The sequence below is a fragment of the Nocardioides sp. genome, assembly GCF_035429765.1.
Taxonomy (GTDB): Bacteria; Actinomycetota; Actinomycetes; order Propionibacteriales; family Nocardioidaceae; genus Nocardioides.
This window is the reverse complement of sequence record NZ_DAOMFK010000093.1, coordinates 1-12,278: the sequence shown is the minus strand read 5'-3', so window position 1 is coordinate 12,278 and position 12,278 is coordinate 1. Positions and strand designations below refer to the sequence as shown.

The 12,278-nt window shown below is 72.2% G+C and carries 11 protein-coding genes, 1 pseudogene and 1 riboswitch; of the genes and pseudogenes, 5 read left to right on the top strand and 7 right to left on the bottom strand.

Features of this window, described 5'->3' with window-relative positions:
• The first annotated feature begins 203 nt into the window (after positions 1-203).
• Positions 204-467, top strand: coding sequence for a Flp family type IVb pilin (locus PLP61_RS10085; RefSeq protein ID WP_324502581.1), 264 nt, complete (start codon positions 204-206; stop codon positions 465-467).
• An 87-nt stretch (positions 468-554) separates the two neighbouring features.
• On the opposite strand, the gene PLP61_RS10080 is transcribed toward PLP61_RS10085, so the two are convergent.
• The 6 genes from PLP61_RS10080 to PLP61_RS10055 form a co-directional block, all read right to left on the bottom strand.
• Positions 555-1,784: a M48 family metallopeptidase gene (locus PLP61_RS10080; RefSeq protein WP_324502580.1), complete on the bottom strand. Its 1,230-nt coding sequence runs from the start codon at positions 1,782-1,784 to the stop codon at positions 555-557.
• 45 nt (positions 1,785-1,829) lie between these two features.
• A complete protein-coding gene (locus PLP61_RS10075) occupies positions 1,830-2,495 on the bottom strand; it encodes an FMN reductase (RefSeq protein ID WP_324502579.1) in 666 nt (221 codons plus the stop codon).
• On the bottom strand, positions 2,492-3,640 hold the full coding sequence (locus PLP61_RS10070; RefSeq protein ID WP_324502578.1) for an LLM class flavin-dependent oxidoreductase: 1,149 nt from the start codon (positions 3,638-3,640) through the stop codon (positions 2,492-2,494). Before PLP61_RS10070 ends, PLP61_RS10075 begins: the two co-directional genes overlap by 4 nt.
• Before the next feature lie 65 nt (positions 3,641-3,705).
• Complete coding sequence (locus PLP61_RS10065; RefSeq protein ID WP_324502577.1) at positions 3,706-4,695, bottom strand: C40 family peptidase; 990 nt, start codon at positions 4,693-4,695, stop codon at positions 3,706-3,708.
• Between the two features lie 25 nt (positions 4,696-4,720).
• Positions 4,721-4,870, bottom strand: a riboswitch (cyclic di-AMP (ydaO/yuaA leader).
• Between the two features lie 146 nt (positions 4,871-5,016).
• Positions 5,017-5,223, bottom strand: coding sequence for a hypothetical protein (locus PLP61_RS10060; protein WP_324502576.1), 207 nt, complete (start codon positions 5,221-5,223; stop codon positions 5,017-5,019).
• A gap of 80 nt (positions 5,224-5,303) precedes the next feature.
• Positions 5,304-5,549, bottom strand: coding sequence for a hypothetical protein (locus PLP61_RS10055; RefSeq protein ID WP_324502575.1), 246 nt, complete (start codon positions 5,547-5,549; stop codon positions 5,304-5,306).
• A 108-nt stretch (positions 5,550-5,657) separates the two neighbouring features.
• Between PLP61_RS10055 and PLP61_RS10050 the strand changes: the two genes are divergently transcribed.
• From PLP61_RS10050 to PLP61_RS10035, 4 genes are all read left to right on the top strand, one after another.
• A complete protein-coding gene (locus tag PLP61_RS10050) occupies positions 5,658-7,436 on the top strand; it encodes a DEDD exonuclease domain-containing protein (RefSeq protein WP_324502574.1) in 1,779 nt (592 codons plus the stop codon).
• A 9-nt stretch (positions 7,437-7,445) separates the two neighbouring features.
• On the top strand, positions 7,446-7,724 hold the full coding sequence (locus tag PLP61_RS10045; protein ID WP_324502573.1) for an Lrp/AsnC family transcriptional regulator: 279 nt from the start codon (positions 7,446-7,448) through the stop codon (positions 7,722-7,724).
• Between the two features lie 108 nt (positions 7,725-7,832).
• Positions 7,833-11,294 (top strand): Ig-like domain-containing protein, encoded by a 3,462-nt coding sequence (locus tag PLP61_RS10040; protein WP_324502572.1) that lies wholly within the window; start codon positions 7,833-7,835, stop codon positions 11,292-11,294.
• Between the two features lie 26 nt (positions 11,295-11,320).
• A complete protein-coding gene (locus PLP61_RS10035; protein ID WP_324502571.1) occupies positions 11,321-11,947 on the top strand; it encodes a hypothetical protein in 627 nt (208 codons plus the stop codon).
• Here PLP61_RS10035 and PLP61_RS10030 read toward each other — a convergent pair.
• Positions 11,929-12,278 (bottom strand): annotated as a pseudogene (locus PLP61_RS10030) (anthranilate phosphoribosyltransferase); the annotation flags it as partial. The gene PLP61_RS10035 and the pseudogene PLP61_RS10030 overlap by 19 nt on opposite strands.

Below are 12,278 nucleotides of genomic sequence, written 5' to 3'. Positions count from 1 at the left end.
CCGCGCGCCAGGGGCACCAGCCCCGGCCCGCGGCCATCACCCATTTCCCCCCGACCACCAGACACCCCAGGCCCGAGCTGCTGCACCACGAATGAGAACGGGTCACCGGTGGGTAGTCACAAGTGACTACCCACCTCTGACCGAATTCCCGTCACATTCCCGAGCATTCCCGACCAGAATTGTTCTCACGAGGCGCTCCCCCCATGGCGATCCTCGGGACACCTGCCAACAGGATCGAATCCAAGGAGAAGAACACAATGCTCGACTACCTGCGCATCATGCTGAACGCCCGCATCGCCAAGATGGACGAGCGCGGCGCCTCCGCCGTCGAGTACGGCCTGCTCATCGCCGGCATCGCCGCCCTCATCGTCACCGTCGTCTTCGCCTTCGGCGGCGTCATCTCCGGCGTCTTCAACGACACCTGCGGCGCGGTCAACAGCGGCACCGGCTCCGGCGGCACCTGCTGACCCACACGCACCACCCGATGGCCGCGCGCCAGGGGCACCAGCCCCGGCCCGCGGCCATCACCCATTTCCCCCCGACACCGACCTGGCTCACCCGGCAGGCAGCACCCGCTCGGCGATCGCCACCCGTCGAAGCACGGTCGGGTGACTGCCGAACCACAGCTGCGACCACGCCGGCGGCGTCGGGTCGCTGGCTGCACGCAGCGCCAGCTGTCGCTGCACCGCCACGAACGCGGCGGCGTCGCGGGTGGTCAGCAGGGCGTCCACGTCGGCTCGGGTCTCGATCTGCCGACTGACCAGGTTCTGCACGGGACTGGCCAGGAGCGATCCGACGGCGACCAGGGCGAGGACCCAGGGGACGACGCGAGGGTCGCGGACGCGGCGGCGCTCCGACCCGCCGGCCATGAGCCCGAGGACACCCACCGCGAACACGACCCCCAGCCCTGCCAGGAGGGAGCCCACCAGCACGTCGCGGTGCCGTGCGTGCGCCAGCTCGTGCGCGACCACCGAGAGCGTCTGGTCCCGGGGCAGGTCCTCGACCAGCGTGTCGTAGAGCACCACCCGCCGGGTGCTCCCGAAGCCCGACACGTAGGCATTGAGTGTGGTCGTCCGCCGAGAGGCGTCGGCCACCAGTACGTCGTGCACGGGGACGCCTTCGCGCTCCGCCAGGTCGAGCACAGCACTCCGCAGGGGGGAGGGTGGCAGCGGCGTGAACGTGTTGAACAGCGGCTCCACCACGACCGGGTAGACGAACGAGCCGACCAGCACGAGCCCGCCCAGGACCGCGCCGGCCACCGCCGGCCAGGCCCGCCGCCACCGACGGGCCGAGCCGACCAGCACCAGCATCGCCACCGAGGTCACGACGATCTCCACCGCCAGCCCGCGAGCCAGGTCCGAGGCGAAGCCGGACCAGGACTGGGTGGACAGGCCGTAGTTGCGGAGGTGGGCCCGTGCGGCGACAGCGAGGGGCAGGGTGGCGAGCCGCCCGGCCAGCAGGACCAGCGCCACGCCGCCGACGACCCGGACCCACCACGGGCCGGGCACCCGGTCGACCAGTCGCCGGCCGAGCCGGGTGAACCCGAGGATCACCGCGACGAGGAGAGAGACCCCGAGCGAGCTCCAGGACCATACTCGAGCCCACTGCGAGAACTGCTCCGCGCGGGCGATCTCCCGGGCGGAGAAGACCGAGCGCGCAGGGACGTCAGTGACCGGTCCCCCGGGCACCACGTGCCAGGGCACCAGCAGGACGGCGAGAGCGACGAAGGCGACCCCGGCGCCCACGGCCACCACGAGGCCCACCCGACGCGCGTCCCCTCCCACGGGGACGATTGTGTCAGCCGGACCCAGCCGCCCCCGGCCGCGGCCTCAGCCCGGGTACCCGTCCAGCAGCTGCGCGAACGGAGTGACGTGCTCCGGCGACAGACTGTCGTCGTGCCGCCCGGCCCTGTCCTCCGGCGTGGGCGTGAAGCCGCGGACAGCGGAAGGGACGGTGACGACCAGCCCGGCCAGCTCGGCGGCCGCCTGCGCCACCCGTGCCGAGAGGCTCGCGCCTCCGGCGCCGTCCCCGAAGTCGTCAGTGGCGGCGAACACGCCGGTCGGGACGACCACGGCCCGGAAGTAGGAGAACAGCGGACGCAGCGCGTGGTCGAGCACCAGGGAGTGGCGGGGCGTGCCACCGGTCGCGGCGACCAGCACCGGCGTGCCGACCAGGGCCTGCGGGTCGACGACGTCGAAGAACAGCTTGAACAGGCCGCTGTAGCTCGCCGAGAAGACGGGGGTCACGGCGACCAGTCCGTCCGCCGAGGACACCTGCGCCAAGGCGCCGGCCAGGGACGGTGAGGCGAGACCGCCGGTGTTGACCGCAGCCGCGAGGTCGGTGGCCAGCTCGCGCAGCTCGACCACCTCCACATCCACAGACTCACCGCGGGCGGCCACCTGGGTACGCACGGCGGCCAGGATCTGGTCGGTCAGCAGCCGGGTCGAGGACGGCACGCCCACCCCCGCGCTCACCGCCACGATCCGCCTGCTCATGCGCGCTCCTTCTCCAGCATCCGGGCCGCGGACTCCTGGGCGGCGGGCCGGACCAGGCGGTGCGAGGAGCCGGGGCCCTGCGCGACCAGGGACGCGTGGGTCGGCGGGTCGCTCGGCACGTGCGCCGGCCGCCGCTTCTCGAACTCCGCCCGCAGGACCGGGACCACCTGCTCGGCCAGGATCTCCATCTGCTCCAGCACCAGCGGCAGGGGCAGGCCGGCGTGGTCGACGAGGAAGAGCTGGCGCTGGTAGTCACCGACGTTGTCGGCGAAGGAGAGGTAGCGCTCGATGACCTGCTGGGGCGAGCCCACGGTGAGTGGGGTCTGTGCGGTGAAGTCCTCGAGGGAGGGGCCGTGGCCGTAGACGGGGGCGTTGTCGAAGTAGGGCCGGAACTCGCGCACGGCGTCCTGGCTGTGGGGCCTGATGAAGACCTGCCCACCGAGCCCGACCACCGCCTGGTCTGCCCGGCCGTGCCCGTAGTGCTCGAACCGGGCACGGTAGAGCGCCACCATCCGAGCGGTGTGAGCCAGGTCCCAGAAGATGTTGTTGTGGAAGAAGCCGTCCCCGTAGAACGCCGCCTGCTCGGCGATCTCAGGACTGCGGATCGAGCCGTGCCAGACGAACGGCGGCGTGTCGTCGAGCGGCGCCGGAGTCGCGGTGAAGCCGTGCAACGGCGTACGGAACCGACCCTCCCAGTCCACCACCCGCTCACGCCAGAGACGGCGCAGCAGGTGGTAGCTCTCGACCGCCAGCGGGATGCCGTCGCGGATGTCCTTGCCGAACCACGGGTAGACGGGACCGGTGTTGCCCCGACCCATCATCAGGTCCACCCGACCGCCGGAGAGGTGCTGCAGCATCGCGTAGTCCTCGGCGATCTTCACCGGGTCGTTGGTGGTGATCAGCGTGGTCGCGGTGGACAGCTGCAGCCGCTGGGTCCTGGCCGCAACCCAGCCGAGCAGGGTGGTGGGCGAGGAGGGCACGAACGGGGGGTTGTGGTGCTCGCCGGTGGCGAACACGTCCAGCCCGAGCTCCTCGGCCTTCACCGCGATGGTCAGCATGGCGGAGATCCGCTCCGCCTCGGTGGGTGTACGACCGGTCGTGGGGTCGGTGGTCACGTCACCGACGCTGAAGATGCCGAACTGCACAACTCGCCCCTTCTAGTTGAAGTGTCAACCAGTGAACGGGTCGCGGAGCCCGGCTATTCCGGGGGTCAGCCCGGGCGCACCGCCCCGGAGTAGGGCATCGAGAAGACCCCGGCCACCCGGACCCCCGCTCCGGGGTTCGCGGCGTGCACGATCAGGCCGTTGCCGATGTAGATGCCCACGTGGCTGATCGGGCTGTAGTAGAAGACGAGGTCACCGGGACGCAGGTCACCGGAGGAGACGTGCGGCCCGGACCCGAACTGGGCGCTGGAGGAGTGCGGGAGACCGACGCCGGCCTGCGCCCAGGCCATCATGGTCAGCCCGGAGCAGTCGAAGGCGGACGGGCCGGCGGCGCCGTACACGTAGGCGTCACCGACCTGGGCCAGCGCGTAGCGGACGGCGGCGGCGGCACGACCCGAGGCCGGCACGTCCGAGGGCAGCCGGGTGGTGCCGGCTCCACGCGAGAGCAGTGCCTGCCGCTCCTCCTCCTTCAGCTTCGCCAGCAGGTCCTGCGCCTCGGAGAGGTCCCGGTCGACAGTGGCCTTCGCGGCCGCGGCCTGCTTCTCCGCGCCCGCCACCTGGTCCGCGCGCCGCGTGGTGGCGTCCCGCCGGATGTCGAGAGCCTTCAGCTCGGTGAGGTAGTCGCCGTAGAGGCTGGCCTGGAGGTCGTTGTAGGCCGACATGGCAGAGAGCTGGGAGAGGAAGGTGCTGGGGTCGTCGGAGACGACCACCTCGCCCACCGTGGCGAGCCCCTCCCCCTGGTACTGCCGGATGATGGAGTCCTGGACCTGGTCCTGGACCCGCGCCAGACGTGCGTGCTGACGCTGCTCGTCGGCGCGCAGGGCGGTGAGGTCGTGGCGCAGGTCCTTCAGCTCCAGCTGCAGGTCGTTGTAGCGCTCGGAGGCCTGCTCGGCCTCGTGGTAGAGCCGGTCGACGCGGGTCTGGACGTCGTCGATGCTCGGCTCCGCCCAGGTCGGGCTGCTGCCCGGGAGAAGCATGGCGGCGGCGAGAGTGGCGCCGGAGAGGACAGTGACGAGGCGCTTCCGTCCGTGGGTCACGAGCGGGCCTTCTCCTTGCGTGTCGTACGCCTACCGGGTGAGCTGACGGATTCGGGCACGACCTGCCCTACACCTCTTCCCCGGCGTGCCGGCTCGGAGGTGATTCACCCCAGAGGACGTGGGTCCCCGGCTCCGACTCGCGATCGTCCCCCGACCACGCTCGTCGAACTCGGCGCGGCACCCCCGCAGATCCGAGTGATCCACGTCGAGGGGTACCGCGGCTGAGACTAGCCCGGCCCCTCGGGCCCGGCCAAATCACCCCCCCACAACCCGACCGGATGTGGCGGAGCCCACCCCTCCCACCGCCTCACCGGTCACGGCTCACGCGGACTCGATCACCGGGCCGGGGACCGGGTGCACCATCCGCAGAGGCGGGACCAGGCCCCCCGCGGCCAGCACGTCCAACGCGCGGCACGCGTCGTCGTCGAGCCTGAGCTCCTCGGGCGGCCCGAGCAGCACCGTGACCACGCAGTCGTGGCACGCCGGCCCTCGCACCGCGCAGGTGTCGCAGTCGATTCTCGTCTCCATGCCGCAGACCCTCCCAGCCGCCACCGACAGTGCTGACCGGGGGCAGGCCGCCGGCGGGTCAGGAGGGCGGCAGGGGTCGCTCAGCCGCCGGGGGCGGCCTCCGCGCGGTCCACCAGCTCGACCGCGTCCGCCCGCCCGCACCACCGGCAGGTGACCGCCTCGACCGACTCGCCCAGCACCTCGGTCTGCTCCACCTGGTGGTCGCCGGCGAGGTCGAAGTGCCAGAACTCGGTGGTCCGCCGCGTCCGGGTGACGTCGAACCGGGTCAGGTTGCCGCACCCGCCGCAGCGCCAGCGGTGGGTGGCATCGGGAAGGGGCACCGTCACGCTCCCGGAGCCTAGTGCGCCGCGTAGCGCGGGTCCCCGGCGGGCCACCCGCCGGGCCTCCGCGCGTCCTGCGCCGGTGTGTCGGTGCGAGCACCTAGCGTCGGCGACGTGACCAGTACGACCACGACCACCTCCCGGTGGGAGGCGCAACGCAGCTTCGACGAGCTGGGCCGGTCGCTGCGCGACCTCACCTTCTGCGTCGTGGACCTGGAGACCACCGGCGGCTCCGCCGAGGCGGGCTCGCGGATCACCGAGATCGGCGCGGTCAAGGTGCGGGGCGGCGAGGTGCTCGGCGAGTTCCAGACCCTGGTCAACCCGCACACCGCGATCCCGCCCTTCATCGCGGTGCTCACCGGCATCACCGGCGCCATGGTCGCCGACGCCCCACCGATCGAGGTGGCGCTGCCGGCCTTCCTGGAGTTCGCCGCGGGCACGGTGCTGGTGGCGCACAACGCGCCGTTCGACATCGGCTTCCTGCGCCACTTCGCCGCCGAGCAGGGCAGACCCTGGCCACCGTTCGAGGTGCTCGACACCGCGCGACTGGCCAGGCGGGTGATCACCCGCGAGGACGCCCCCAACTGCAAGCTCTCCTCTCTCGCGGTCACCTTCCACGCCACCACCACCCCCAACCACCGCGCGCTGTCGGACGCACGGGCCACCGTCGACGTGCTGCACGGACTGCTGGAGCGGGTGGGCGCGCTCGGCGTCCACACCCTGGAGGAGCTCCAGACCTTCTCCTCGCGCGTCTCGTCGGCCCAGCGCCGCAAGCGCCACCTGGCCGAAGCACTCCCCCACGAGCCCGGCGTCTACCTCTTCCACGACGACCAGCAGCGGGTGCTGTACGTCGGCACCTCTCGCGACCTGAGGACCCGGGTCCGCAGCTACTTCACGGCCTCCGAGACCCGCTCGCGCATGGGCGAGATGGTCGGCCTGGCCAGCGGGGTGACCGGAATCGTCTGCGCCACGCCCCTGGAGGCCGAGGTGCGCGAGCTGCGACTCATCGCCGAGCACAAGCCGCGCTACAACCGGCGCTCCCGCTTTCCGGAGAGGACGCACTTCGTCAAGCTCACCCGGGAGCCCTGGCCACGGCTCTCGGTGGTGCGGCGGGTGCTGGACGACGGCGCCGACTACCTCGGCCCGTTCTCCTCCCGGAAGGTGGCCGAGCGCTGCCTTGCCGCCCTGCACGGGACGTTCCCGGTGCGCCAGTGCACCGACCGGCTGCCCCGGGAGCCGTCCCGTTCGCCGTGCGTGCTGGCCGAGATGCGCCGCTGCCTGTCTCCCTGCGACGGAAGCGTCGACGACGCGACGTACTCCAGCCTGGTCGACCGGCTCCGGCGCAGCCTCACGACCGATCCGGCCGAGGTGGTCACCGCGCTGAGCACCACGATGGCGGCGCTGGCGGCCGACGACCGGTTCGAGGAGGCCGGCGTGCACCGGGACCGGCTGGCCGCCTTCGTCCGGGTCGCGGCCCGCACCCAGCGGCTGCTCGCGTTGAGCCGGTGCCCGGAGATCGTGGCCACCCGCCGTGACGACCTGGGCCGCTGGGGGGTCCACGTCGTGCGGTTCGGCCGGCTCGCCGCCGCCGGGGTGATCCCCCCCGGGGCCGACGCCCACCGCTACGTCGAGGTCCTGCGCGCCGGCGCGGAGTCGGTGCGCCCGGGCCCCGGTCCGGTCCCGGCCGCCACGGCGGAGGAGTCCGAGCGGATCCTGCGCTGGCTGGAGTCGCCCGGGACCCGGCTGGTCGAGGTCGAGGGCGACTGGACGTACCCCGTGGCCGGGGCGGCCCGGCACCTGGCGGTCCACGACGCGGTGGCGCGCTCACGCCGGGAGCTGGTGCCTTTCGACGAGCGCCGTGACCTGGTCACCGTGCACCAGCCGCTTCGTTAGGCTCACCCCATGATCACCGCCATCGTCTTCGTCAAGGCCGACGTCGCCCGCATCCCCGAGGTGGCCGAGGCGATCGCGGCACTCGAAGGGGTCAGCGAGGTGTACTCCGTCACCGGCCAGATCGACCTCATCGCACTGGTCCGCGTGCGCCGCCACGAGGACGTCGCCGCCGTGGTCGCCGACCGGCTGAACAAGGTGGCGGGCGTGACCGAGACCGAGACCCACATCGCCTTCCGCACCTACTCCCGCCACGACCTGGAGTCGGCGTTCTCCGTGGGCATGGACTGAGCGGGCTCGATCCACCACTGCCCCGGCGATTTCCCGCATTCGCCCGCGGCCGGCCGATGCGGCCCGTAGCGTGTCGGGAGTCCTGTCCCGGATCACCAGGAGTCGACCGTGCCCCGTGGGTTCTTCCGCACCGTCCGGAGGCCGCGTGCCCTGGTCGTGCCCCTGCTGGTCACCCTTCTCGCCCTCGGGCTGTCGGGCCCCGCAGCGCGCGCGGCCGGCGTCGGGGCCCCCACCGGGCTCTCCCCGGACTCCGTGGCCGTCGACGGAACGCCGGTGCTCGCCTGGGACCGCGTGGCCACGGCCACCTCCTACTCGGTGGAGGTCTCCGCCTCCAGCAGCTTCGACACCCTGCTGTGGAGCACGTCGACCATCAACCACCGGGCGGTCCCGAACCGGGAGCTCGACGCCGGCACCGTCTACTGGCGGGTGCGCGCCGTGGCCGACTCCGGCACCGGGCCGTGGGCCAGCGCGTCGTTCGACCGTGATGCGCTCGCCGGACCGACGCTGGTCGGCCCCTCGCCGGGGACGGTGCTCCAGCAGCCGGGCGAGCCGCCGCTGCTCTCGTGGTCGCCGACGCCCGGCGCCACGGCGTACACGGTGCAGGTCGGAACCGACGCCGCGTTCACCGACCCCCTGCAGTACGACGAGTACTCGACGAAGGTCTCCGCCTTCGTGGTCCCCGACCCGCAGGTCGCGCAGGGGTACTACTGGCGGGTGCGCGCGACCCTCGGCAACGGGGTCCTCACCCAGTGGTCGCAGACCGGCGACTACGAGGTGGCCGGCCTGTCCGCACCCGTCCTGCAGTCGCCCGCCGACAGCCCCTCCACGGACGTGGAGGACGTCGTCTTGGACTGGGAGCCGGTGCTGGGCGCGAAGACCTACAACCTGCAGGTGAGCACGGACCAGAACTTCAGCGACACCAACCTCGACGTCAACGCGACCGGCATCGTCGGGACCCGCTACTCGCCCCCGGTGACTCTGGCCAACGACCAGTACTTCTGGCGGGTGCAGCCCGTGGACGCCCAGGGCAACACGCTGGCCTGGCCCGCGGTCGAGACCTGGACCTTCCGCCGGCACTGGCCCGACCAGCCGTCCCTGGAGTACCCGGCCGACGATGCGGTGGTCGGCGACCCGTTCTTCTACCAGTGGACGCCGGTCCACCTGGCCAGCGAGTACACCGTGCAGATCAGCGCGACCAGCGACTTCAACGTCCTCGCAGGGTCCTGCTCGACCGTCCAGACGACGTTCGTCCCGAGGGCGAAGTCCGACTGCTACCCCACCGCCCTCGGCACGTACTACTGGCGTGTGGTGGCGACCGACGGCCCCGGACAGACCCACCAGGGCAAGGACATCGTCACCGACGCGATCAGCGCCGAGGTGGGCCGGTTCACCTACGACCCGGGGATGGTCAGCCAGCTCTCCCCTGCTCCGGGGGCGAGCGTGGCGGTGCCCACGCTGCGGTGGAGCCCGGTGGCGGGGGCGGAGGCCTACAAGGTGACGATCACCGCGGTCACCGACGGTGACGGCGACGGCAGCTGGACGACGACCGGCACGTCGTTCACCCCCCGCGCCCTGCTGACCGTCGGCAAGTCCTACCGCTGGCAGGTGCAGACGGTCAGCACCAGCGGGCGGCTGGGTGCCGGTCTGCTGCAGGGTGCTCAGCCGACCTTCACCGTCGCCGCCGCAACCGCCACCCCGGGCAGCACCCCCGAGCCGTCCGGGCCGCCTGCGCCCAGCTCCCGCTTCCCGACGCTGAGCTGGAGCCCGGTGACCGACGCGACGGGCTACAAGATCCGGGTCCGGCCGGTGGGATCGGCCGGCTGGACCGAGCTGTCGGACCGGTTCGCCTTCCCCGCCGGTGAGGACGACACAGAGGCCCACCTGACGCCGGGGAACTACGAGTGGGCGGTGGACGCCTACCAGGGGTCGGTCTGGATGAGTGCCTCGACCACCACCTCGACGTTCACGATCACCCCCCTCGGGCAGGTCCAGGGGCAGCACGTCGCGCTGACGGGCACCGCTCTCTCGAGCCCCGGGACCAGCTGCGACCTGGCCATTCCGGACACCTGCGCGGAGCTGCGCCAGACCCCGGTGCTGAGTTGGGACGCCGACCCGGACGCCGGCTCCTACCTGGTGTGGCTGGCCAACGACAAGCAGATGACCAACCTGGTCCAGCCGGCGGTCCGGGTCGAGGGCACGGCGTACGTCCCGGTGGACGCCCTCGCCGACAGCCAGGCCGGCTCGGCCTACTACTGGTCGGTCCAGCCGTGCAAGACCAAGACCGTCTGCGCGGCGCCGGAGCACGCCAGGCACGCCTTCAACCTGCTGTCCAAGCCCGTCCAGCTGCTCACCCCCACCCAGGACGAGTCCAAGGCCAACGAGATCACCTTCACCTGGCGCGACTACCTGGCCACCGCCCAGGACCCGACCACCTCCCCCCCGGCCTCGCCGAACGGCACGCACGCGGTGCAGCCCCGGGTGGAGGCCCGGCAGTACCGCGTCCAGGTGGCCACCAGCACCGCCTTCCAGGCGCCGCTGCTGGCGAACCGTCTGGTGGACCAGACGACCTTCACGTCCTTCGCCGAGACCTACCCCGAAGGCCCTCTCTACTGGCGGGTCCAGGCTCTCGACGGCAGCGGGAACGGCCTGAGCTGGAGCGGGGTGGGCAGGTTCACCAAGAGCTCTCCGCAGGTCACGCTCAGCGCACCGATCAACGGCGTCCAGGTCGGGGGCTCACTCCCCTTCCGCTGGCAGCCCCTGCCGTACGCCGCCAGCTACGACATCGAGGCGTACAAGAACACCGACACGACCGGTTCGACCACGAACCGGATCCTCACCGCCAACAGCAAGCAGGTGGCCTACACGCCCACGACTCCGTTGCCGGCGGCGGTTGAGCCCTACACCTGGCGGGTCCGGCCGGTCGACGCCAAGGGACGCCCGGGTCCGTGGACGGACCTGGCCGCCCCGTCCGCCCGATTCACGGTGGTCGGGTCCGCCCCCACGCTGCTGGACCCAGCGCCGGACGTGCTGGTGCCGGCGAAGGAGGCGCTGTTCACCTGGACCGCCGTCGACGGCGCCACGTCGTACAAGTTCGAGCGGCGCCTGGTGGGCGCGACCACCTCCGCCGAGACCGTCACCACGCCCGCCCAGGCCTGGGCGGCGCGAGCGGCGGTGGCCGACGGCGCCTGGCAGTGGCGGGTGAGCTCGTTGGACGCTGCCGGGAAGGTGCAGGCGTCGAGCCCCTGGCGGGGCTTCCTGGTGGACGGCACCTCGCCGAAGGTGACCGACTACAGCCCGCAGAGCACCGCGCGCCGCAGCGCCAACTTCGTGGTGCGGTTCTCCGAGCCTGTCGTGCTGGTCAACGGGAGGACCTTCAAGCTGACCCTTGCGGGGAAGAGCAAGGCGCTGGCCGCGAGGGTCACCCTGAACGCCGTGGGCACCAAGGCGACCCTGAACCCGACCGTGAACCTCAAGGTCGGCAAGCGGTACACCGCACGGGTGAGCGGCGGCATCACCGACCTCGCGGGCAACCCACTGGCCCCGATGTCCTGGCAGGTCACGGCGCGCTAGCCGGCCCGGGTCGCTAGTCTGCGGAAGTGACCTGGCTCCACGACTACTGGCTCGAGATCCTCGGCTGGGGTGGCAGCGCGCTCCTGGTGGTGTCGCTGCTGCAGACCCGGGTGCTGAGGTTCCGGGTGCTCAACCTCATCGCCGGGATGCTGCTGGTGGTCTACAACGGGATCCTCGGCGTGTGGCCGATGGCCGGGGTGAACCTCGTCCTCAGCGGCATCAACATCTGGTTCATCGTCAAGCTCTGGTCCCAGCGCCACGACGAACGTGTCTTCGAGGTGCTGGAGGTCGATCCCTCCGACGAGTACCTCCGTCACGTGCTGCGGGTCCACGGCGCCGACATCCTGCACTTCCAGCCGGACTTCGTCTGGGACCCCGGGGCCCCCGACGAGCACGCGTTCCTGGTGACCAGAGGGGACGAGACCGTGGGGGTGGTGCTGCTGCAGGCCGACGGTGCGGTGGCGCGGATCCGGCTGGACTACGTCACACCGCGGTTCCGGGACTTCTCCCCCGGGGAGTTCGTCTGGCGGCGCAGCGGCCTGCTCCGCGGCGAGGGCTTCACGCGGGTGGTCACCCCGGAGACCATGGTCAACCCCTACTACGACCGGGTGGGGTTCCGCCGCGAGGGCCAGTCCTACGTGCTGGACCTCTGACCGGCTCCGCGGGTGGCCTCTACCCACCGCCGCAGGGTGTCCGCAGCGGCGCCGGTGTCCACCGCGGCCCGGGCCCGGTCCAGGCCGGCCGCGAGGCGGTCGTCGAGGCCACCCTGCGCCGCGTCGTACACCGCCAGCGCGGCTCCGGCGTTGAGGAGCACGGCGTCGCGCACCGGGCCGGGCTCCCCCGCCAGCACTCGGCGGACCACGTCGGCGTTGTGCGCCGCGTCTCCTCCGCGCAGGGCGCCCGGTGCGGCCGGGGCCAGCCCGCAGGCGGCCGGGTCGCCCGTCGCGGGCCGCACCGTGCCCCCACCCACCACCCCCACCGACG